This is a genomic window from Amycolatopsis balhimycina FH 1894, assembly GCF_000384295.1.
GTDB classification, from domain to species: Bacteria; Actinomycetota; Actinomycetes; order Mycobacteriales; family Pseudonocardiaceae; genus Amycolatopsis; species Amycolatopsis balhimycina.
The window spans coordinates 9255472-9276599 of sequence record NZ_KB913037.1 but is presented as its reverse complement, the minus strand read 5'-3'; the positions used below and the strand labels follow the sequence as shown (position 1 = coordinate 9276599).

The window sequence follows — 21128 nt, the reverse complement described above, 5'->3', positions numbered from 1 at the left end:
CAGATCGGACGGCCGTCACATCCGCCCGGCGAGCTCGCGGGCGACGTCGACGGCGATCTCCCGCGTCCGGATGGCAAGCGGGGATTCGGTCCGCCCGGCCGGCCAGTGCAGGGACAGCTCGCGGGTGGGCGGCGGCTTCAGCCGGTGGATGGCGAGCTGGTCGTCGGACCAGGCGTCGTGGGTGTGCAGGGCGAGCCAGGGCAGCACCGCCCAGCCGATGCCGGCCCGCACCATCGACAGGATCGTTTCGTGGCCCGTCGTGCGGAACACGAACCGCGGCTGCGCGCCGGCGCGGGCGAACGTCCGCTCCAGCCACCGCTGGTGATGGGTCGGCGGCCAGGCGACCATCGGGACATCGTCGAGCAGCTTCACCGGGACCGGGCCGCCGTCGACCGCGCCCGCGCCCGTCACCAGCAGGTACGGCTCGTCGAACAGCTTGACGCGTTCGGCGTCGCCGTCGACCGGGCCGTCGTGGAACAGCAGGTCGAGCTCGCCGAGCCGCGGGTCCTCCGGCGTCACGTCGGACAGCCTGATGTCGCAGCCGGGGTGCTCGTCCAGCAGCCGGCGGATGACGGCCGGCAGGATCAGGTTCGACACGCTCTGGAAGGTGCCGATGTCGATCCGGCCGTGGCCCGCGCGGAACCGGTCGACGGCGTCGGTCAGCGCCGCCGCCTTCGTCAGGAGCTCGCGGCCGTGGGCCAGCACGACCTCGCCGAGCGGCGTGATCCGGACGGGCTTCGGCCCGCCGGGCCGGTCGAAGACCGGGCCGCCGACGGCCTTCTCCAGCGCGGCGATCTGCTGGCTCACCGACGACTGGGTGTAGCCGAGCCGGGCCGCCGCCTGCCCGAACGTTCCTTCCTCGGCGATGGCGGCCATGGTCCTCAGGTGGCGCAGCTCGAAGTCGGCCATAGCGCCTTAACATAGCCGATGGCGATTGATTCGATCGGAAATCATCGCTTTTCGTGATGCTTCTGCGGACCTAGCGTTGTCGCCATGACCACCACGAGCACGATCGATCCGGCCCACCGGCCGCACCTGGGGCTGCCCAAGCTCGTCTGGGCCTTGGCGGCCACACACTTCGTCGGCCGCGCCGGCGGCGTGGTGCGGTCGTTCCTGGTGCTGTACCTGACGCAGGCGCAGCACCTCTCCCCCGCCACCGCGGGCGCGGTGGTCGCGGCCGTCGGCCTGGGAGACATCGGATCCCAGCTGCTCGGCGGCTGGCTGGGCGACCGGATCGGCCGGCGCAACACGATGCTGGCAGGGTTCCTGGGTGGCGCCGCGGCCCTCACCGCGCTCGGCTCGGCGGACTCGCTGCCCGGGATCTGGGTGGCCGCCGTCGGGGCCGGGCTGACGCTCGAGCTGTTCCGCCCGGCCGGGTCGGCCGCCGTCGCCGATCTGCCCGCGCCGCAACGGATCCGCGCGTTCGGGCTGCTCTACTGGGCGGCCAACCTCGGCTTCTCCGTCGCCGGGGTCACAGCCGGGGTGCTGGCCAAGCACGGATACGGGCTCCTGTTCTGGATCAACGTGCTGGCCTCGCTGGCCGCGGCCCTGATCGTCTGGCGCCGGGTCCCGGAAACGCGTCCGGCCGGATCGGCTCGGATGCGGCAGGCGCTGCTGCCCGTGGTGCGACGTGACCGGTTGATGATCGCGATGATGGCGGTGCACGTCGGCTACTTCACGCTGTTCCTGCAGACGTTCACGACGTTGCCGCTGCTGATGACGGCCGGCGGCCTCGGGCCCGCGACGTACGGCGCGGTGCTGACGCTGAACGGGATCGCCGTCGTGGCCCTCCAGCCCGTGGCGGTCCGGCTGCTCGCCGGCCGGAACGCCCACGCGGTGTCGGCCGTCTCGATGCTCCTGGTCGGGCTCGGCGCCGCGCTCGGCGCCGTGAGTCACGGAACCGCCGGCTTCGCCGGTTCGGTCCTGATCTGGACGCTCGGCCAGATCGGGATCGCCGTCCGGTTCGGCGACACCTTCGCCGGCCTCGCCCCGGCCGAACTGCGTGGCGGGTACCTGGGCCTCGCCTCGGCCACCTGGAGCATCGGCGCGGTGCTCGGCCCGCTGGCCGGGACCGCACTGCTCGAACTCGCCGGCGCGACCGGCCTCGGAGTGGCGTGCGCGATCGGCGGGATCGTCCTGTTCGCCGCGCAGCGGGCGCTCGGACCGGCCCTGCGCCGCCGGACCGCCGCCCACGACTGACCGATTCCCGTTGACCACAACCGAAAGGCAGTGCCCCATGAGTACGTATGTGCTGATCCACGGTGGCGGAGACGGCGGCTGGTCCTGGCACCTGGTCGCCGCGGAGCTGCGGGCGCGGGGGCACGAGGTGGTGGCTCCGGACCTGCCCGGTGACGACGCGTCGGCCACGCTCACCGACTACGCCGACGCGGTGGTCGAAGCCGTCGGCGACCGGACGGACCTCGTCGTGGTCGGCCACTCGTTCGGCGGGTTCACCGCACCGCTGGTCGCCGACCGGCTCGCCGCCGGGCTGCTGGTCATGGTGGCCGCGATGATCCCCGCGCCCGGCGAATCCCCCGGCGACTGGGGATCGAACACCGGCTGCGGCGAAGCCGTGCGGGCGCAGGCGGCGCGCGACGGTGGCCGCACCGGCCACGCCGACCCGTTCGTCGGCTTTTACCACGACGTGCCCCGCCCGCTCGCGGAAAAGGCGCTGAGCAAGGAGCGGGCGCACCCGTCGCCCGCCGCGATGCGGGAGCCGTGGCCACTGGACGCGTGGCCGGACATCCCGACCAGGTTCGTGCTGTGCCGCGAAGACCGCTGCTTCCCCCCGGACTTCCTCCGCGGGCTGGCGGCCGAACGGCTCGGCCTCGTCCCGGACGAGATCGCCGCCGGCCACTGCGTCGCGCTCAGCCGCCCCACGGAACTGGCCGATCTCCTCGAGAGCTACCGATGACGCTGTGGACCGCCGGCGGGCACCGTGCTAGAAAGTAGAACGTGTTTCACTTCCGACCGCCGAAGCTGGGAGGTGCCGGGTGAGCGTCCCGACGGTGACCGAACTCCTGCTGGCCCGGGCCGGGGACGAGCGTCCCGGCCTGCGGTTCGAGGACGAGACGTATTCGTGGGCCGAGCACGTCCACGCTTCGGCACGCCGCGCGGGCGACCTCCGGGCGACGCTGGAGTGGGACAAACCGCCGCACGTCGGCATCCTGGCCGACAACATCCCGGCGTTCTCCGTCCTCTTGGGCGCCTGCGCGTTCGCCGGGGCGGTGCTGGTCGGGCTCAACCCGACCCGGCGCGGCGAAGCCCTCGCGCGGGACATCCGGCTCGCCGACTGCCAGTTCGTGCTCGCCGAGCGGAAGTACCAGCCGCTGCTGGAGGGACTGGACCTCGGCGGGATCGGCGTGCGGGACCTGGAATCGTGGCCGTCGGCGAGCGCGCCGATCGACCCCGTCCCCGCGTCGGCCGACGACCTGCTCATGCTCATCTTCACCTCCGGCACCAGCGGCGACCCGAAGGCCGTGCGCTGCACCCACGGCAAGATCGCGTTTCCCGGCGCGATGCTCGCCGAGCGCTTCCGGCTGTCCACATCGGACACGGTCTACGTCACGATGCCGATGTTCCACTCCAACGCCATCATGGCCGGCTGGGCGGTCGGGCTCGCGGCCGGCGCGGGCATCGCCCTGCGCCGCCGGTTCTCCGCTTCCGGCTTCCTCCCCGACGTGCGGAAGTTCGGCGCGACCTACGCCAACTACGTCGGCAAACCCCTGTCCTACGTAGTCGCCACTCCGCCGCGTCCGGACGACGCGGACAACCCCCTGCGCCTGGTCTACGGGAACGAAGGAGCGAGCGCCGACCTGACCGCGTTCGAGGAACGGTTCGGCTGCAAGGTCATCGACGCGTTCGGCTCCACCGAAGGCGGAGTGGGGTTCGCCCGCACCGACGACACCCCACCCGGCTCGCTCGGCAGGCCGGCCGGCGACGTGGCGATCCTGCACCCGCACACCGGCCGTCCGTGCCCGCCGGCCGTGTTCGATTCCGACGGCCGGCTGGCCAACGCCGAGGAGGCCGTCGGCGAACTGGTCAACACCGCGGGCGCCGGCTGGTTCGCCGGGTACTACCGGGACCCCGAAGCCGACTCGGAACGGCTCCGCGGCGGCCAGTTCCACACCGGCGATCTCGCCTACGCCGACGCCGCGGGATTCTGCTACTTCGCCGGGCGGCTCGGCGACTGGCTCCGCGTCGACGGGGAGAACCTCGGCACCGCGCCGATCGAGCGCATCCTGCTGCGGCACCCCGCGATCGCCGACGCCGCCGTCTACGCGGTGCCCGACCCGGTGACCGGAGACCAGGTGATGGCGGCGATCGTCACCGCCGGCACTCCCCTGGACCCCGCCGAGTTCGGCCGTTTCCTCGCCGATCAGCCCGATCTCGGGCCGAAACAGGTACCCAGGTATGTGCGCACGGTCCGGGAACTCCCGCGGACATCGACGTTCAAGGTCGTCAAGCGGCGGCTTTCCGCCGAAGGCCTGAACTGCCCCGGCGTCATCTGGGAGCGCGCGGGGCAGGACCTCGCCTACACCACGCTGTCCTCGTCCAGCTGAGAGACCGGCGCTCGGCTTCGGCGAGCGGCGTACGCGGGGCCGGCTCAGCCGATCACGTCGGCGAGCCGGTCGACCTGGTCGGTGTCGGGTGACCAGCAGTAGCACACCACCTCGTCGGCGCCGAGCGTGGTGAACTCCGCGACCGCGTCGCGGATGGCCACCGGGGTGGTCAGCAGACGTTCCGCCGTGTCGGCGGCGAGGTCGGCGTCGAACGCGTAGTAGCCGAAGATCTGCTCCCGTGCTTCCTCCACAGTGGACTCCGGGCCGAGCGCGACGGTCACCTGCCCGACCACCCGTGGCCGTCCCGCCCGCCCGGCGCGGGCCCAGGACGCTTCGACGTGCTCGACCTGCCGCCCCGCGAGGGAAAGCGGTGCCGCGCAGAGGAATCCGTCGCCGAAGCGGGCCACGCGGTCGAGGGCCGGTCGCGCGAAGCCGCCGATCAGCACCTCGGGGCCGCCGTCGCGGGCGGAGGCCGGGCCGATCGGGCCGCCGGACCAGATGTCCTTCATGATCTTCAGCTGCTCGTCGAATCGGCGCCCGCGGGTGCGCGGGTCCACGCCGACGAGGTCGAACTCGTCCGCGCGGCCGCCCACGCCGAGGCCGAGCGTGAACCGCCCGCCGGAAAGCCGGTCGAGGGTGGCGGCCTGCTTCGCGAGCAACGCGGGTTCGCGCAGCGGTGCGAGCAGAACCTCGGTCTGCAGCCGGATCCGGCGGGTCGCGCCGGCGAGCGCGGCGAGGGTGACCAGCGGCTCGGGGTTGTCCCAGATGAGCCGGTCGGCCAGGCCCAGGCTGGTGAACGGGCCGTCGTCAGCGCGCTGGGCCCAGTCGAGCAGCGCTTCGGGGCGGGCGACGGGCAGGCCGATGCCTACGGGCATGAGAACTTTCCTTTCGGGCGGGAACCAGTGGTCCCACTGTCACCGCGTCGGCGCGGCCAACCCCAGGAAAGTCGTGATCTTCGGCGTTATTTTCCATCCCTGACCGGAAGGGCGGCGATTTTCGCCTGCTTGGCCGTCCGCATCAGCGGCGCGGTCTCCACCGCGGACACCCCGGGCAGTGTGGCCAGCGGTCCCGTCAGGTAGGTGTAGAGCGCGTGCGGGTTGCGGCACTGGACGGTGACGTACAGGTTGGACGGCCCGGTCGTCGCCGCGGCGAAACTGACCTCGGCGTGCCCGGCGAGGGCCGCGCCGGCGGCCGCGAGGTGGCGGGGAGCCACCGACAGCCAGAGCGACGCGGTGGTGCGCATCCCCAGCAGTGCTGGTTCGTAGTCGACGTCGAAGTACAGGACACCCGCCCGGCGCAGTTCGGCGAGCCGTCGCCGGACCGTCGTCTGCGACCAGCCCGTGGCCGCGGCCAGCTCGCGGAAGCCGGTCCGGCCGTCGCGGCCCAGCTCCGCCAGCAGTGCCCGGTCGCCGTCGGTCAGCGCGACCGGCTCGTCGGTCGACGCCGTGGCGGCCTCCGCCGGCCGGAGCCGCCCGGCCTGTTCCGCCGTGAGCGGACCGGTCTTGGTCAGCGGGCTGGCCGGCCCGCCGAAGAAGACGTGCACGACGCAGTGCGCGCTGACGCGGGTCACCGGCGACGTGCGAGGCAGGCGTGTCAGCACCGACGAGGTGGCCGCCTCCGCCGGGGTGCGCACCATGCAGCCGATCTCCGCGCCGCCGGAAGCGACGTGCACCCACGACGTCTCGGGCCGACCGGCCAGTGTCTGCGCCAGCCGGTCGGCCGTGCCCGGCGCGCACCCGACCCGGACGAGCCAGGTCTCCTCCCCGACGGCCTCCGGCAGGGTCACCCCCACGACGTGCACGGCGCCGGCGGCACGCAGGGCCTGGTACCGGCGGGCCACGGTCTGGTCCGACACCCCGAGCACCTCGGCGACCAGGCTGAACGCCACCCGCCCGTCGATCTGCAACGCCTGCAGCAGCCCCAGCTCCACGGAGTCCACCCGGCAACGGTAACGGCCGCGACGGCAAGCACCCGGCGACCCGCGGGGGCGCCCCCCGTTTTCCACGCTACCGGCAGGCACCGACAATTCCGGTCGGCCGAAAGCCGTGAAGGCCACCTTGAGGAACATAGAGTTCCTGAAGGTGGCCTTCACGGCTTTCGCGCGTGCGGCTCGATGACGCTCTTGCGATAGCCGGCCTCCTTGATCCGGATGCCGCCGATGTACTGGTGCATCCAGTCGGCGACCGCGCCGTAGGCGTAGTGGTTGAACGAGTTCATGTCCACCGGCCCGAAGGTGCCGTCGGGCTGGATGGAGTTCCAGCGTTCCCAGACGGTGGTCGCACCCTTGCCGATCTCGTAGCCCCAGGACGGGTAGTCCTTTTTGGACAACAGTGTGTAGGCGAGGTCGTCGCGGCCGATGTTCGTCAGGGCCGGCAGCAGCCACGGCGTCCCGATGAACCCCGTCTCGAGGTGGGTTGTCGCTCTGGGCTTCGCCACGTACTTCTCCCCCGCCTTGGCCTTCAACGCCGGATCGGTGACGAGGTCCATGCCGAGGGCGAGCGCGTACCCGGTCTGCGAGTTGCCCAGCACCGTCCCGTCCGCTGCCACGTAGGCCGCGGTGAACGCCGCGCGGACGTCGCCGTCGAGCTTGGTGTTCTCGGCCGCTTCGGCGGTCCGGCCGACCGCCGCGGCCATCTCCGCCATCATCCGGACGTCCTGCGCCCAGATGGCGGTCCCGAGGACACCCTGGTTCGACAGGTCGTCCAGGTTCAGCCAGTCGTTCGTGAAGAACGTCAGCCGCCCGGTCTCCAGGTTGTCCGCTCCGGCGCTCGCCCGGGCGTAGGCGAAGAAACGGCTCATCGCGTCGTAGTTGTCGCGCAGCACCTGGGCATCCCCATAGGCGTGCCACAACGAGTACGGCACGGTGATGAGCGCGTCTTCCCAGCCGACGCCGCTCTCGTCGAACGCGCCGTTGGTCGACGGGACGACGGCCGGGATGGACCCGCTGCTCTTCTGCTCGTCGCGGACGTCGGTCAGCCACTTCCCGAGGAACGCGCGAGTGTCGCTGAGATAGCCGGCGGTCGGCGCGAAGATGTTGATGTCGCCCGTCCACCCCAGCCGCTCGTCCCGCGCGGGAGTGTCGGTCGGGATCGAGAGGAAGTTGCCCCGCGCGCCCCACGCGACGTTGCTCAGCAGCTGGTTCAGCATGCCGTCGGACGTCCCGAGCGTGCCGGTGCGGCGCAGGTCGGAACCCCACACGACGCCCTTCACGTCCGCGGCGGCCGGCGGGGCCGCGAGCCCGGTGATCTCGACGTACCGGAAGCCGTGCTGGGTGAACGTCGGCTGGTAGGTGATCGTGCCGTCCCGGTCGAACCGGTAGTAGTCGGTGGCGGTCGCGGCCCGCAGGTTCGCCACGTACATCGTGCCGTCCGGGTTGAGCACCTCCGCGTGCCGGAGCCGGACCGTCTCGCGCCCTCGCTGTGGCCGACGACGAGCATCGCGAGCTGCCGTACTTGTCGAACCGGAACGTCATGACGCCGTCGCGGCCCAACGCGTCCGCCATGAGCGCCAACGTGCCGGGGTGGATACCGGCCTGGTTGCCGTTCCGGTCGGTGGGACCGCTGCCGGGCAGCAACAGTGCGGCGGCGAGCCGGTCGCCGGGCCGGTGCGCGGGGACGTGCAGAGTGCCGTGGTCGGCGACGCCGCCGGACGCGAAAGTGATCTCCCTATCGGTGGCCGGGACGCCGTTGACCGGTGCGACAGTCGCGGCGACCAGGGCCGCGACAGCAGGCTGTGCATGGGAATTCCCTTCTCAGCGCAGGAGGTAGGGCAGGAAGATGCCGAGCAGGACGAGCGCGGCGGTCAGCCCGAGGCAGGTCACGAGCGCGGTGCGGTTGCCGACGTTGACGGTCCAGCCGACGCCGAACCGGCGGGCCACGAACCACGACGGGTCGGCGGGGTTGCGGTAGAGGACGCCACCGATCCAGTTATCGTCGTCGTCCCGGTGGGACAGTCCGGTGTGCTCGCCGGGCTCGCGGTCCCGGTGACGCCCCACCACGATCGCCACGAGGATCGCCACGCCGACGGCGATCGGCCCGAGGGTCAGCGGCAGCAAGAACCCGGCGTCCGGCTCGGCGTCCCACGTCGCCCAGGCGGCGGCGAACAGGCCGGCGTCGAACAGCGTGGCCAGCCCGATGAGCGCCTTTCCCAGCCGGGCCACGAACTTCCGGTGCGCCTGGGCGGAGGCGGCGGGCCGCGCCGGGTCCACATCGGCCGGGCCGCGGAACACCAGGACGCCGACGACGCAGAGGAGCACCGTCAGCACGGCCTGGATGAACACGACCTGGAAAGCGCTTCCCACGGACTTCGGCGCGAACCGGTCCGCGGTGCCGCCGGAGAAGTGCACCGGCAGGGCGTCCGGCAGGTCCGGATAGCGGAGCACGCCGGCGACGACCGTCGCGGCCACGACGAGCAACGGCAGCAGCAGCCACGCCCACGGGAACCGGGGCGGGTCGCTGCGCAGCGAGGTGTCGGCGGTGACGCCCTGGCGGACACCCTCGTACCAGTTCTGCTCGCGTTTGGCGGCCGTGATCACCCGGTTGGCCCGGACGTACAGCAGGTACCAGACGATCACCATCGCCAGCACGGCCGCGGGGAGCAGCGCGATCCCGGCCGTCAGGATCAGGCCCACGCCGGCCAGGGCGATGACCACACCGGCGACCAGCACCGTGGTGCGGAACCGGGCGGTTTCCCGCCGCACCAGCGGATCCTCGATCCGGTCGTCCGGAACCCGCACGCCGAATCGCACGCTCCGGGCGGACAGCACCGGCGTCAGCCAGGCCAGGTAGCTCAGCAGCGCCATCAGCACCACGTTCGCCACAACACCGGTCGTGGTCACGATGACTCATCCCCTTGCTTCTCGAAGTCTCCGAGCAGGGCGCGGCACGTCGCCAGCACCTCGGCCGCGGGCAGCCCCTTGGCGACCGCCTCGGCGAGCACTGTGCGCGCCCGCCCCGACCAGCCGGCCGCGAACGCGTCGTCCGCGGGGGTGGGGCCGACCACGGCCCCGGACTTCCGGTTCAGTCGCACGAAACCCTGCTGCCGCAACAGGTCGTACGCCTTGTTCACGGTGTGGAAGTTGATGCCGAAGTCCGCCGCGAGCTGTCGCGTGGACGGCAGCGACTCGCCGTCGGCCAGGGTGCCCGCCGCGATGCCCTCCACGATGCGGTCCCGCAGCTGCTGGTAGATCGGCACATCGCCGGACAGGTCGAGACTGATGAGCACGTGACCTCCCTCCGTTGGCCATCTGTTCTAGTAGTTATAGAACAACTCAACGAGGTTGGCAAGGGGCCGCGATCCCGCCCGGCCGGCGACGCCGATCCCGCCCGAATGTCATGAGGGGCACCCTCATGGACTTGACGTCCACGAGGGTGCCCCTCATGACAAAGGATCTACAGTGGACAGGTGCTGCGGTACACCGAGATACCCGTGACGTCCGCCAAAGCCGGGCAGAGGAACCTCTCGTAGCGCGTGTCCTTGTCGAGGGCCAGCTTGAGCCACGGGATCAGCGTGCGCATCTCGACCGTGTTCGGCCGGGTGGCGAACAAGTGATCCACGCCGGTGATCTGCACGTAGGCCTTCTTCAACGCCGCCGGCATGGTGGCGTACAGCTTGTCGAGGTACGCCGGGGTGACGACCGGGTCCCGCTGCCCGGCGATGAACATCGTCGGCACCTGGTCGCCCGCCAGGTCGAGGTTGCCCACCGGGGAGCCGGGTGCCAGCCCGACCGCCGACTTCAGCGACGGCCGCCGCAGCGCCGCGAGCAGCGCGCCCGCGCCGCCCGCCGAATGACCGATCACGCCCAGCCTGCTCGCGTCCACCCGGGTGCGCACCGGGCTCTTCTGCGTCAGGTAGTCGAGCGCGGCGAGCAACTCGGTGCCGCGGGCGTCGGCGCTGTCGGTCCGGCTATTGGTCTCGATGCCGATCACGACGAACCCGAAGGACGCCAGCCGCGGGCCCATCCACGCCTCTTCGTTGGCGAACAGGGCGGAATAGCCGGGCACGATCGCGACCGCACCCCACGTGCCCAGGCTGGTGTCCGTCGGGTAATAGACGTACCCGCCGTTGAACCCGTTGCCGGGTGGCACTTTCGCCTGCGCCGTCGCGAACGGCCCGTATGATGCCGCCACGCTCGCGAGCGTGGGATCCGGTCCCCGCTGGTACGGGCCGGCCGCGGCGGACGCCGTCGGGGCGACCAGGCTCAGGGCCGCCGCGGCCGTGGCCACGGCTCGGAAAAGAACGCGTCGCATTGCCTTACCTCCTCGGGTGATCGCGACAGGCCGAAGCCGGTCGCGCCGCCCGAGGGTCCTGCCCCCGGCGCGAGCGCCACAACCCACCCGATCTCCGGTCGCGTCGATCCCGTCGAAGCAGCCAGGTCAGCCCCGGTTCGCGAGGGCGGCCGGAGCTGAAAGTTACAGACGCGCGGGCTTGACAAGACCCACCCCCAGCCTCCATGGTTCGTTACATGAGTAATGAACCGACGAACCGCAGGGCGCGGTGGTCGGCGTGAAGGACGACGGGCGGCCGCTGTTCCTCCGGATCGCCGAGCAGATCGAGAACTCGATCGTCGACGGGAGCCTGGCCGCGGACACGCAGGTGCCCTCCACCAACGAGCTCGCGGCCTTCCACCGGATCAACCCGGCGACCGCGGCCAAGGGCATCAACCAGCTCGTCGCCGACGGGATCCTCTACAAGAGACGAGGCATCGGCATGTTCGTCGCCACGGATGCCCGCGCGCAGCTGCTCGAACAGCGGCGGCGGGACTTCACGCGGCAGTTCCTCGCCCCGCTGATGGCGGAGGCGGCCAAGCTCGGCATGGACGCCGAGGAGATCAAGAAGCTGATCGACGTCTGGGAGCCGCAGCGATGAACGTGGTACGCACGACCGGGGTGACCAAACGCTTCGGCGCCGTCGCCGCCCTCGACGGGGTGAGTGTCGAACTCGCCGAGAACACCATTCACGGCCTGCTGGGCCGCAACGGCGCCGGCAAGACCACGCTGATGAAGATCCTCACCGCGCAGGACTTCGCCACCAGCGGCACGGTGGCGGTGTTCGGGCAGCACCCGTACGAGAACGCCGACGTGCTTTCGCGGGTCTGCTTCGTCAAGGAAAGCCAGCACTACCCGGAGAAGTTCCGGGTGAAGCACGCGCTGCGCGCCGCGCGGCTGCTCTACCCGAACTGGGACGACGCCTACGCCGCGACCCTGCTGGCGGACTTCGCCGTGCCACCGGACCAGTTGCTCGGCAAGCTCTCGCGCGGCCAGCTCTCGGCGGCCGGGGTGATCATCGGGCTGGCCGCGCGGGCGCCGCTGACCCTGTTCGACGAGCCCTACCTCGGCCTCGACGCCGTCGCGCGCCAGCTGTTCTACGACCGGCTGCTCGCCGACTACGCCGAACACCCGCGCACGATCGTGCTTTCCACGCACCTGATCGACGAGGTCAGCGCCCTGATCGACCACGTCGTCCTGCTCGATCACGGCAAGGTGCTCATCGACGCGGACGCCGAATCGCTCCGGGGCGAGGCCGTCGCGGTCACCGGGCCCGCCGACGCCGTCGAGCGCTTCGCCGCCGGATACCGGGAGCTGCACCGCGAACGGATCGGCGGCTCCCTGCGCGTCACCCTCAGCGGCGTTCCCCGGCGGCCCGCGCCGGGCTTGGACTTCGAGCCGGTTTCGCTGCAGCAGCTGATCATCCGGACCACCCAGCACCACGGCGCAGCGCTGATGGCCGCCGGAAAGGAATCACGATGACCCGCGTGCTCGACGTCGCCCGGATCCAGCTCGTCCACTGGCCCACCCTGCTCGCCTACCCGTTCATCCTGCTCGCCGCGATGCCGCTGCTGGGCTGGGGAATCGACATCTCCAACGGGGAAACCGGGCTGAGCGGCCACGAGATCTTCCTGCTGCCGGCACTGTGGGGCCTGACCGCCCCCGCGCACCTGCAGACGATGACCCAGGTGTTCCCGTTCACGCTGGGGCTCGGCGTCACGCGCCGGACGTTCGCCGCGGCCACCGCACTGGTCGTTCTCGGGCAGGCCCTGCTCGTCGGCCTCGGACTGCTGGCCTTCGCCGCCGTCGAGCGGCTGACCGGCGGCTGGGGACGGCAGGCGCGGATCTTCGATCTGGACGCGTTCGGGCACGGCAACCCGCTCACGCAGTGGCTTGTCTACAGTGGACCACTGCTCGCGGTGTCCGCGCTCAGCGTGCTGGCCGGCATGGTGTTCCAGCGCTGGCGGCAGACCGGGATCTACCTGGCGGTCCTCGGCAGTGCCGCACTGCTGGGCGGGGCCGCGAAGCTGGCCACGGCACGGCACTGGTGGCCCTCGATCGGGAAGTTCCTCGGCGGCCAGCCGCTGACGCTGTTCACGGCATACCCGCTGGTGGTCGCGCTGGCTCTCGGCGGCGCGGCTTGGCTGGTGCTCCGCCGCGCGACGACGTGACCTCCGCGCGTGAAAGTTTCACACGCTTGCTGGACTCGGGAGAACAGTGACGTAAGAATCTCCTTGAGCCGCCAGCGAAGGAGAGGCACGTGCGTCCTGCCCATTCCGAGCGCCGCGTCCTCGGGCGCCACAGCCGTGCCCGGCGGCTGATCGGCGTCGTCCGTGCCGTCCTGCTTTCCGCAGTACTCACGCTTTCGGCGGTCGTCCTGCCCGGCACCGCCGAGGCCGCCGGGACGATCTGCTCGAGCCAGACCGGCACCAGCAACGGTTACTACTACTCGTTCTGGACCGCCGGTGGCGGATCGGCCTGCCTGACTTTCGGTTCCGGCGGCAACTACAGCACCTCGTGGAGCAACGTCGAGAACTTCGTCGGCGGCACCGGCTGGGCCAACGGCAGCCGCATGACGGTGAACTACTCCGGCTCCTTCAACCCCTCCGGCAACGCCTATCTGTCGCTCTACGGCTGGACGTCCAACCCGCTCGTCGAGTACTACATCGTCGACAACTGGGGCAGCTACCGGCCGACCGGGACGTACAAGGGCACCGTGACCAGCGACGGCGGCACCTACGACATCTACCAGACGACCCGCTACAACGCGCCGTCCGTCGAGGGGAACAAGACCTTCAACCAGTACTGGAGCGTCCGGCAGCAGCGGCGGACCGGCGGCAGCATCACCACCGGCAACCACTTCGACGCGTGGGCCCGCGCCGGGATGCCGCTCGGCAGCTTCACCTACTACATGATCCTCGCGACCGAGGGCTACCAGAGCAGCGGCAACTCGAACATCGTCCTCGGCGGATCCGGCGACAACAACGGCACGACGGGCGCCTTGCGCGCGCAAGGCGCGGGCAAGTGCCTGGACGTGCCGAACTCCTCGACGACGCCCGGCGCGCAACTGCAGATCTACTCCTGCTGGGGCGGCGCCAACCAGACGTGGACCCGGACCTCGTCGGGCCAGCTGACCGCCACCATGAACGGCACCACTCTCTGCCTGGACGCCTACAACAAGCAGACCAGTCCCGGCACCAAGGTCGAGACGTGGTCCTGCAACGGCGGAACCAACCAGCAGTGGACCGTCAACTCGAACGGCACGGTCACCGGAGTCCCATCAGGGCTGTGCCTCGAGGTGACCGGTGGATCCACGGCCGACGGCGCGCTCGTCGACCTCGGGACCTGCAACGGACAGAGCAACCAGCGTTGGACCCTCGGGTAACACCGGCCGGCACCACCGACACCACGGAGATCCGATGTCCTTGCTCCTCCGGCGGCGGGCCCGCCTGACCGCCGCCGCCCTGCTCGCCGCGACGACGACCGCGGCCACGCTCGTCCCGGCCGCGTGGGCGGCCCCACCGCCCTCGGCCGCGCTGCCGGTCTATCGCGACACCCACTACAGCTTCGCCGAGCGGGCCGCGGACCTCGTCTCACGCATGACGCTCGGCGAGAAAGTGCTGCAGCTGCACACCAACAGCGCGCCGGCCATCCCGCGGCTGGGCGTGCAGCAGTACACGTACTGGAGCGAGGGCCAGCACGGGCTCAACACGCTCGGCGCGAACACCAACGACGGCACGGCGACCGGCGGGGTGCACGCCACCAGTTTCCCGACCAACCTGGCCGGCACGATGTCCTGGGATCCGGAGCTGATCCACCAGGAGACCACGGCGATCTCCGACGAGGCCCGCGGCATGCTGGACAAGTCGCTGTGGGGCGTGGCGCAGAACAACATCGGCCCGGACAAGAACGGCTACGGCTCCCTGACCTACTGGGCCCCGACGGTGAACCTGAACCGCGACCCCCGGTGGGGCCGCACCGACGAGGGGTTCGGCGAGGACCCCTTCCTGGTCGCGAAGATGGCCGGCGCGTTCGTGAACGGCTACCAGGGTCAGAGCCTGTCGGGCCGGCAGCTGACGCCCTACCTCAAGGTCGCGGCCACGGCCAAGCACTACGCGCTCAACAACGTGGAGAACGACCGGCACGCGGACTCCTCGGACGCGACCGAGGCCAACATCCGCGACTACTACACCGCGCAGTTCCGGCACCTGATCCAGGACGCGCACGTGTCCGGCCTGATGACGTCGTACAACGCGATCAACGGCACACCGGCGCCGGCCGACACGTACACGGCGAACGCGCTCGCCCAGCGCACCTACGGCTTCGACGGCTACACGACGTCCGACTGCGGCGCGGTCGGCGACATCTACGCGCCGGGCAGCCACAACTGGGCGCCGCCGGGCTGGACCACGACCACCTCCGGCGCGGCGACGCAGTGGACGAACACCGCGACCGGGCAGAAGGTCTCCGGCGCCGCCGGCGGCCAGGCATACGCGCTGCGCGCGGGCACGCAGCTCAACTGCACCGGCTCCGAAGCCACCGTCGCCAACATCCAAGAAGCCATCAAGGCCGGGGTGTTTTCGGAGGGCGTCCTCGACAACGCGCTGGTGCACGTGTTCACCACGCGGATGCAGACGGGCGAGTTCGACCCGCCGGACCGCGTGGCCTACACGAAGATCACCAAGGACGCGATCCAGAGCCCCGAGCACCAGGCGCTGGCCGAAAAGGTCGCCGCGAACTCACTGGTCCTGCTGAAGAACGACCCGGTCCCCGGCACCGAGGCGCCGCTGCTGCCCGCCGACCCGGCGAAGCTCGGCAGCGTGGTCGTCGTCGGCGATCTCGCGGGCAAGGTCACCCTCGGCGGCTACTCCGGCGAACCCGCCGTCCAGGTCAACGCGGTGCAGGGCATCACGTCCGCGGTCAAGGCCGCCCGCCCGGACGCCACGATCACGTTCGACGCGTGCGGCACCTCCACCGGCACCACCACGGCGGCGAGCTGCTCGGCGGAGACCCTGGCCGCGATGAAGACGGCCGATCTGGTCGTGGTGTTCGCCGGGACCGACGGGAACGTGGCCACCGAGGGCCGGGACCGCACGAGCATCGCCATGCCGGGCAACTACGACTCCCTGATCGACCAGGTCAAGGCGGCCGGCAACCCGCGGACCGCGCTGGCCGTCCAGGCGGGCGGCGCCGTTTCCCTCGGCCACGCCCAGGGGATCCCGGGCATCGTGTTCAGCGCGTACAACGGCGAAAGCCAGGGCACCGCGCTGGCCGACGTGCTGTTCGGCAAGCAGAACCCCAGCGGCCACCTGAACTTCACCTGGTACGCCGACGACACGCAGCTGCCCGACATGAAGAACTACGGCCTGACGCCGTCGCAGACCGGGGGCCTCGGCCGCACCTACCAGTACTTCACCGGCACACCGGCGTACCCGTTCGGGTACGGCCTTTCCTACACCAAGTTCGCCTATTCGCACGTGCGCGCCGACGCCAGGAGCGTCGACGCCGACGGGCAGGTGACCGTGCACGTGGACGTCACCAACACCGGCAGCACGCCCGGCGCCACCGTCGCCCAGCTGTACGCCGCCACGGCGTTCGGCGTGCCCGGCGTGGAGCTGCCGCGGCAGCGCCTGGCCGGCTTCAAGAAGACGAACGTGCTGGCACCCGGCCAGACCCAGCACGTCGCGATCCCGGTGCGGATCAGTGATCTGGCGTTCTGGGACGAGGCGAAGCACCGGCAAGTCGTGCACGACGGTCGCTACCGGTTCGGCGTGGGCGCCGACGCCGGCCACCTCGCGGGCGCGGCCACGGTGGCCGTCACCGGGCGCATCACGCCGAAGACGCAGTACGTGACCGTGCAGCCCGATCAGGTCGTGTTCGCGCCGGGAGATGGCCTCGATCTGACCGCCAAGAACCCGTGGATCGCCGACGACACCGCCCAGGCCGCGCAGCACGTGCCGGCCGACCACGTCGTCGAGGCCGTGCACAACGACCAGTCCTTTGTGGACCTTTCCCGCAAGCGGATCGGCTACCGCAGCAGCGACCCGCGTGTCGCCCAGGTGAGCCGGACCGGCAAGGTGACCATGATGGCGCCCGGGGTCGCGACCATCAGCGTCACGGTCGACGGCGTCACCGGCTCCACGCCGGTCGTGGTCAAGCAGCCGTTCACGCTCACCGCGCCCGGGCAGGTGCAGCCGGGCGGCACCTACGCCGTCACCACCACGCTGCCGAACCCGGCGGGTGCCCGGCCGCTGCGCGACGTGACCTTGACGCTGACCGTGCCCGACGGCTGGACCGCGACGGCCACCTCACCGTCCACCTTCCCCACCGTGCCCGCCGGGCAGACCGTCACCACCACCTGGCTGGTCGGCGTGCCGGCCTCGGCGCAGCCCGGCAAGTTCGCCGTGTCGGCGCGGGCCACGTTCACCTCCGCCAACGGGCCGGGGGTCTCGGAGGACGCGACCACCGTCGTGCTGCCGCACCCGCCGTACGCGTCGTTGCCCGCGGCGTACAACAACGCGGGCATCAGCGACGACGCCAACCCCGGCGGCAGCAATTTCGACGGCGGCAACGCCAGCTTCTCCGCCCAGGCACTGGCCGCCGCGACGCCCAGTCTCACGCCGGGAGCGACGTTCACCCACGACGGGCTGACGTTCACCTGGCCGGACGCGCAGCCCGGCAGCCCGGACAACGTGGTCGCCGGCGGCGTGGCCGGCGGGCAGACCATCGCGATCTCCGGTTCCGGGCAGACCCTCGGCCTGATCGGCGCCGGCGACTACGGCAGCCCGAGCGGAACCGCGACGGTGACGTACACCGACGGCACCACCGAGTCCCACTCGGTCAGTTTCGCGGACTGGTGGGCCAACGCGGCGACCGGCGGCGACATCCTCACGACGGTCCCGTACCTCAACAACAGCAACGGCCGGCTGGACCAGCGGGTGAGCCTGTACTACGCACCGATACCGCTGCAGGCCGGCAAGACGGTGAAGTACGTGACACTGCCGGACGTCAGCGACGGCGCCCCGATGGGCACGGCGGCGATGCACATCTTCACCATGGCCATCGGCTGACCGCACAGCCGGGTAAGCCGTGAATGGCACATTGAGGGACTCTAAGTCCCTCAATGTGCCATTCACGGCTTTGGGCCTGGCGGCAGGTCAGCGGCCGTCGCCGAGGCGGTACTCCGCGTTCACCAGTTCGAGGAGCTCGGCCACCGAGGTGTCCGCGGCCCGCCGGTCGAAGGTGATTTCCCCGTGCTGCACCAGGTTCACCCGGTCGCAGACGTCGATCACCTGGCCGTAGTTGTGGGCGATGAGGATGATCGCGATGTCCCCGCGCTGCTTCAGTTCCTGCAGCAGGCGCAGGATCACCGCGCTTTCCTTGGCGCCCATCGCGGCGAGCGGCTCGTCGAGCAGCAGCAGCTTCGCCTTCGAATACACCGACCGGGCCACCGCGATCGCCTGGCGCTGGCCGCCGGACAGCATGCCCACTTCGGCGGTCACCGACGGGATCGCGATGCCGATCGAGTCCAGCGCCTCGCGGGCGAGGCGCTTCATTTCGCGGCGCCGCAGGAACGGCAGCGGGCGGTGGGTCAGTTCGCGGTTGAGGTGCAGGTTCAGGTAGACGGGCAGGTCGTCGACCATCGCCAGGTCCTGGAACACCGTCTCGATGCCCAGCGACCTCGCGTGCACCACCGATTTCAGCGTGACCGGCTCGCCCTCGAACAGGATGTGTCCGGCGTCCGGCTGGTGGTAGCCGGTGAGGATCTTGATCAGCGTCGACTTGCCGGCGCCGTTGTCCCCGATGAGCCCGAGGACCTCACCGCGCCGGACGTGCAGATTGACGTCGGTGAGGGCGTTGACCGGGCCGAAGCTCTTGCCGATGCCCTCGACCCGGATCACGTCGGTGCCGGGATCGGTGCCGGGGTCGGGCTCGGTGCCGGGCTCGGTCATGTCAGCTCCCGGGATCCGACGCGTTTGCGTACCACGATCAGCGTCACGTTCAGCACCATCGCGACCAGGATGGCGGCGCCGAGCACCACGTTGAACGCGTTCGCGCTGACCCCGGTCAGGTTGAACCCGTCGAACACGATGCCGAGCAGCAACGCTCCGAGGAACGCGCCGACCACCGTGCCGGACCCGCCGAGCAACGCCGTGCCGCCGATCACGGCCGACGCCACCGCGAAGAACATCGTGGTGAACCCGCCGTTGGTCGGGTCGTACGAGCCGACCCGGGTGCCCTGCAGGATGCCGGCGAGCCCGGCCAGGGTGCTGGTGATCGCGAAGTTGACCACCTTCACCCGGTTGACCGGGATGCCGGACTCCGCGGCGCCGACCGGGTTTCCGCCGGTGGCCTGCGTGTGGATGCCGAACCTGGTCGCCGAGAGCACCACCTGCATGACGACGACCACGGCGGCGGCCCACAGGAACTCGGTCCAGCGCGTCCCGCCGAACACGTCGACCACCCAGCTGTCCTTCGGCGCACCGACCGGGCGGGCGTTCGAGATGATCAGGACCACGCCCTGCAACAGGAACGCCATCCCCAGCGTGGTGATGAACGACGGGATCGTCAGCACCGTCCGGATCAGCCCGTTCACCACCCCCACCAGGGTGCTCACCGCGATCGCGCCGAGCAGCGCGAGCCACAGCGGCCAGCCGTTGACGAAGAACTGCATCAGCATGAACGGGGCGAGGGTGAACACGAAACCGGCGGAGAGGTCGATCTCCCCGCAGATCAGCAGCATCACCTGGCCCGCGGCGATGATCGCCCACGGGGCGACGTACTGGGTGATCGTCTGGTAGTTGTCCACGGAGTTGAACGCGCCACCGGCCACCGTGAAGTAGATCCCGGCGGCGATGGTGACCAGCAGGATGCTCAGTTCCTTGACCCGCATCACGGCGAGCAGCAACGATCTCACCGGCATCCCCGCTACCGGCTCAGCACCGACGCCGGCGGCAACGGGATCGCACCGGGCATCCCGATCACGCTCTTGTTGTCGCCGCCTTCGAACCTGCTGTGGGCCGTCGCGTACGGCTCGACGTTCTCCTTGGTGACGAAGGTGAGGCCGGTGTCGGTGGCCGGCGGCGCGACCAGCGTGCCGGACAGCCGGAACAGGTACAGGTAGAGCACCGACAGGAAACCCTGCAGGTACGGCGACTGGTCGATGGTGAAGTCGAGCGCGCCGGCCTTCACCCCGGCGACCGTGTCGTCGAGCAGGTCGAACCCGCCGGCGCCGATCTTGCCGGACAGGCCGCGATCGGCGATCAGCTTCGCGCAGGCGGCGGTGCTGCCGGCGTCGACCGCGTAGATCCCTTTCGCCCCGGCGTTCCCGGTGTAGGCGGCGGTCATCGCGTTCAGCTCGCCGGCCTGTTCGGCGCCGGTGTTCACCGACTGGACGCGCACGCCGGGCGCGGCCTGCTTCAGCGCGTCGGTGATGCCGTCCAGCCGCGGCTGCACGTTGTTGCCGCCCGGCTGGGAGATGCCCACCAGGATGTCGCCGGAGGTGATCTTCTGCGCGATGCGCTGTCCCATCCGGAACCCGGACAGGTACAGATCCTGGCCGACGTAGGTGAGCGGGTAGTTGCCGGCGGCGCTCGCGTTGTAGGCGACCACCGGAATGCCCTGGCCCAGCGCCCGCTTCGTGAGGTCGACGAACGCGTTGTTGTCGGTCAAGGCAACGGCGATCCCGTCGACCTTGCCGTTGATCGCGGTCTCCATCGCACTCGCCATCTGCGCGACGTTGCCGTTTTCGGAACCGGTCCACTGTGGCTCCGGCACCCCGAGCAGCGCCGCGGCGTCGGCGAGCCCGGACCGGGTCGGCACGAAGAACGAGTTCGTGGTGACGTGGTTGACGAAGACGAACCGCCACCCCGGCGTGCCCGGGAACGGGCCGGAGCCGGCCCCGTTCTGGCCGTTCTGGGCATTCTGGACGCTGGTGCACGCGGACAGCAAGGTGCCGGCAGCCACCGCGCCACCACCCGCGCCCAGGTACCGCAACGCTGTTCTCCTGGCAATGCCGGTTTCAGCTCTCATCGTGTGATCCCCCGCGTTCGGCTCAGCGTTGGCACAGGAATTCTTCGTAAGATTCTATGCCCGGCGAACCGGCTGATGTTCCCGCGTTCGGCGGGCGGCCATTCGGGGGCCATTCATGAAATTTTCACGAATCGGCCCGCCCGGAAATCGAATACGTCGAATCAGCGCGTCACCGGTCTCGAACGGCCGGTGGCCGCCACCGCCGTACTCGTCGAACGGCGGCGGACCCGGCGGAGCCCCGGGCCGGACCTCCGGCGGTGGTCGCTGA

18 protein-coding genes and 1 pseudogene are annotated in these 21128 nt (G+C 70.7%); 8 read left to right on the top strand and 11 right to left on the bottom strand.

The window, feature by feature from the left end:
* Nucleotides 1-15: 15 nt before the first annotated feature.
* Nucleotides 16-909: a LysR family transcriptional regulator gene (locus tag A3CE_RS0142740; protein ID WP_020646255.1), complete on the bottom strand. Its 894-nt coding sequence runs from the start codon at nt 907-909 to the stop codon at nt 16-18.
* Nucleotides 910-993: 84 nt separating this feature from the next.
* On the opposite strand from A3CE_RS0142740, the gene A3CE_RS0142735 reads away from it, so the two are divergent.
* From A3CE_RS0142735 to A3CE_RS0142725, 3 genes are all read left to right on the top strand, one after another.
* A complete protein-coding gene (locus A3CE_RS0142735; protein ID WP_020646254.1) occupies nt 994-2199 on the top strand; it encodes an MFS transporter in 1206 nt (401 codons plus the stop codon).
* A gap of 37 nt (nt 2200-2236) precedes the next feature.
* Nucleotides 2237-2914, top strand: coding sequence for an alpha/beta fold hydrolase (locus tag A3CE_RS0142730; RefSeq protein WP_026469396.1), 678 nt, complete (start codon nt 2237-2239; stop codon nt 2912-2914).
* A 79-nt stretch (nt 2915-2993) separates the two neighbouring features.
* Nucleotides 2994-4562 carry a long-chain-fatty-acid--CoA ligase gene (locus A3CE_RS0142725; RefSeq protein WP_020646252.1) on the top strand — a complete coding sequence of 523 codons (1569 nt, stop codon included), beginning with the start codon at nt 2994-2996 and terminating at the stop codon, nt 4560-4562.
* A gap of 44 nt (nt 4563-4606) precedes the next feature.
* Here A3CE_RS0142725 and A3CE_RS0142720 read toward each other — a convergent pair whose 3' ends face one another.
* From A3CE_RS0142720 to A3CE_RS52475, 7 genes and pseudogenes are all read right to left on the bottom strand, one after another.
* Nucleotides 4607-5437 (bottom strand): LLM class flavin-dependent oxidoreductase, encoded by an 831-nt coding sequence (locus A3CE_RS0142720; RefSeq protein ID WP_020646251.1) that lies wholly within the window; start codon nt 5435-5437, stop codon nt 4607-4609.
* 86 nt (nt 5438-5523) lie between these two features.
* The gene (locus A3CE_RS52485; RefSeq protein WP_020646250.1) at nt 5524-6501 is read right to left on the bottom strand and encodes an Lrp/AsnC family transcriptional regulator; all 978 of its coding nucleotides are present in this window, start codon (nt 6499-6501) and stop codon (nt 5524-5526) included.
* Between the two features lie 149 nt (nt 6502-6650).
* Nucleotides 6651-7760: an alpha-L-rhamnosidase-related protein gene (locus tag A3CE_RS52480; protein WP_376741589.1), complete on the bottom strand. Its 1110-nt coding sequence runs from the start codon at nt 7758-7760 to the stop codon at nt 6651-6653.
* A gap of 9 nt (nt 7761-7769) precedes the next feature.
* Nucleotides 7770-7970, bottom strand: a pseudogene (locus A3CE_RS60000) (family 78 glycoside hydrolase catalytic domain); the annotation flags it as partial.
* 343 nt (nt 7971-8313) lie between these two features.
* Nucleotides 8314-9399 (bottom strand): DUF1648 domain-containing protein, encoded by a 1086-nt coding sequence (locus tag A3CE_RS0142705; protein ID WP_020646248.1) that lies wholly within the window; start codon nt 9397-9399, stop codon nt 8314-8316.
* Nucleotides 9396-9785 carry a GntR family transcriptional regulator gene (locus A3CE_RS0142700; protein ID WP_020646247.1) on the bottom strand — a complete coding sequence of 130 codons (390 nt, stop codon included), beginning with the start codon at nt 9783-9785 and terminating at the stop codon, nt 9396-9398. Before A3CE_RS0142700 ends, A3CE_RS0142705 begins: the two co-directional genes overlap by 4 nt.
* Before the next feature lie 167 nt (nt 9786-9952).
* Nucleotides 9953-10810 (bottom strand): dienelactone hydrolase family protein, encoded by an 858-nt coding sequence (locus tag A3CE_RS52475; RefSeq protein ID WP_043791386.1) that lies wholly within the window; start codon nt 10808-10810, stop codon nt 9953-9955.
* A 247-nt stretch (nt 10811-11057) separates the two neighbouring features.
* On the opposite strand from A3CE_RS52475, the gene A3CE_RS0142690 reads away from it, so the two are divergent.
* From A3CE_RS0142690 to A3CE_RS0142670, 5 genes are all read left to right on the top strand, one after another.
* Nucleotides 11058-11429, top strand: coding sequence for a GntR family transcriptional regulator (locus tag A3CE_RS0142690; protein ID WP_020646245.1), 372 nt, complete (start codon nt 11058-11060; stop codon nt 11427-11429).
* Nucleotides 11426-12310 carry an ABC transporter ATP-binding protein gene (locus A3CE_RS0142685; protein ID WP_020646244.1) on the top strand — a complete coding sequence of 295 codons (885 nt, stop codon included), beginning with the start codon at nt 11426-11428 and terminating at the stop codon, nt 12308-12310. The genes A3CE_RS0142690 and A3CE_RS0142685 overlap by 4 nt, the downstream gene beginning before the upstream one ends.
* The gene (locus A3CE_RS0142680; protein WP_020646243.1) at nt 12307-12999 is read left to right on the top strand and encodes a hypothetical protein; all 693 of its coding nucleotides are present in this window, start codon (nt 12307-12309) and stop codon (nt 12997-12999) included. The genes A3CE_RS0142685 and A3CE_RS0142680 overlap by 4 nt, the downstream gene beginning before the upstream one ends.
* A gap of 89 nt (nt 13000-13088) precedes the next feature.
* Nucleotides 13089-14213: a glycoside hydrolase family 11 protein gene (locus tag A3CE_RS59445; RefSeq protein ID WP_020646242.1), complete on the top strand. Its 1125-nt coding sequence runs from the start codon at nt 13089-13091 to the stop codon at nt 14211-14213.
* Nucleotides 14214-14247: 34 nt separating this feature from the next.
* Complete coding sequence (locus A3CE_RS0142670) at nt 14248-17898, top strand: glycoside hydrolase family 3 C-terminal domain-containing protein (protein WP_020646241.1); 3651 nt, start codon at nt 14248-14250, stop codon at nt 17896-17898.
* An 87-nt stretch (nt 17899-17985) separates the two neighbouring features.
* Here A3CE_RS0142670 and A3CE_RS0142665 read toward each other — a convergent pair whose 3' ends face one another.
* Genes A3CE_RS0142665 through A3CE_RS0142655 form a run of 3 tightly spaced genes read right to left on the bottom strand, consistent with a single transcriptional unit; the run spans nt 17986 to nt 20860 of the window.
* Nucleotides 17986-18780 (bottom strand): ATP-binding cassette domain-containing protein, encoded by a 795-nt coding sequence (locus A3CE_RS0142665; protein WP_020646240.1) that lies wholly within the window; start codon nt 18778-18780, stop codon nt 17986-17988.
* Complete coding sequence (locus A3CE_RS0142660; RefSeq protein WP_020646239.1) at nt 18777-19751, bottom strand: ABC transporter permease; 975 nt, start codon at nt 19749-19751, stop codon at nt 18777-18779. The genes A3CE_RS0142665 and A3CE_RS0142660 overlap by 4 nt, the downstream gene beginning before the upstream one ends.
* Before the next feature lie 5 nt (nt 19752-19756).
* A complete protein-coding gene (locus A3CE_RS0142655; protein ID WP_051183827.1) occupies nt 19757-20860 on the bottom strand; it encodes a sugar ABC transporter substrate-binding protein in 1104 nt (367 codons plus the stop codon).
* Nucleotides 20861-21128 lie beyond the last annotated feature (268 nt).

Excerpts from the sequence above, each read along its gene's own strand:
- A3CE_RS0142685 (WP_020646244.1), top strand. The coding sequence starts at position 11,426 with ATGAACGTGGTACGCACGACCGGGGTGACCAAACGCTTCGGCGCCGTC.
- A3CE_RS0142670 (WP_020646241.1), top strand. The coding sequence starts at position 14,248 with ATGTCCTTGCTCCTCCGGCGGCGGGCCCGCCTGACCGCCGCCGCCCTG.
- A3CE_RS0142680 (WP_020646243.1), top strand. The coding sequence starts at position 12,307 with ATGACCCGCGTGCTCGACGTCGCCCGGATCCAGCTCGTCCACTGGCCC.
- A3CE_RS0142730 (WP_026469396.1), top strand. The coding sequence starts at position 2,237 with ATGAGTACGTATGTGCTGATCCACGGTGGCGGAGACGGCGGCTGGTCC.
- A3CE_RS52475 (WP_043791386.1), bottom strand. The coding sequence starts at position 10,810 with ATGCGACGCGTTCTTTTCCGAGCCGTGGCCACGGCCGCGGCGGCCCTG.
- A3CE_RS0142735 (WP_020646254.1), top strand. The coding sequence starts at position 994 with ATGACCACCACGAGCACGATCGATCCGGCCCACCGGCCGCACCTGGGG.
- A3CE_RS0142740 (WP_020646255.1), bottom strand. The coding sequence starts at position 909 with ATGGCCGACTTCGAGCTGCGCCACCTGAGGACCATGGCCGCCATCGCC.
- A3CE_RS0142720 (WP_020646251.1), bottom strand. The coding sequence starts at position 5,437 with ATGCCCGTAGGCATCGGCCTGCCCGTCGCCCGCCCCGAAGCGCTGCTC.
- A3CE_RS0142660 (WP_020646239.1), bottom strand. The coding sequence starts at position 19,751 with ATGCCGGTGAGATCGTTGCTGCTCGCCGTGATGCGGGTCAAGGAACTG.
- A3CE_RS0142655 (WP_051183827.1), bottom strand. The coding sequence starts at position 20,860 with ATGAGAGCTGAAACCGGCATTGCCAGGAGAACAGCGTTGCGGTACCTG.
- A3CE_RS0142665 (WP_020646240.1), bottom strand. The coding sequence starts at position 18,780 with ATGACCGAGCCCGGCACCGAGCCCGACCCCGGCACCGATCCCGGCACC.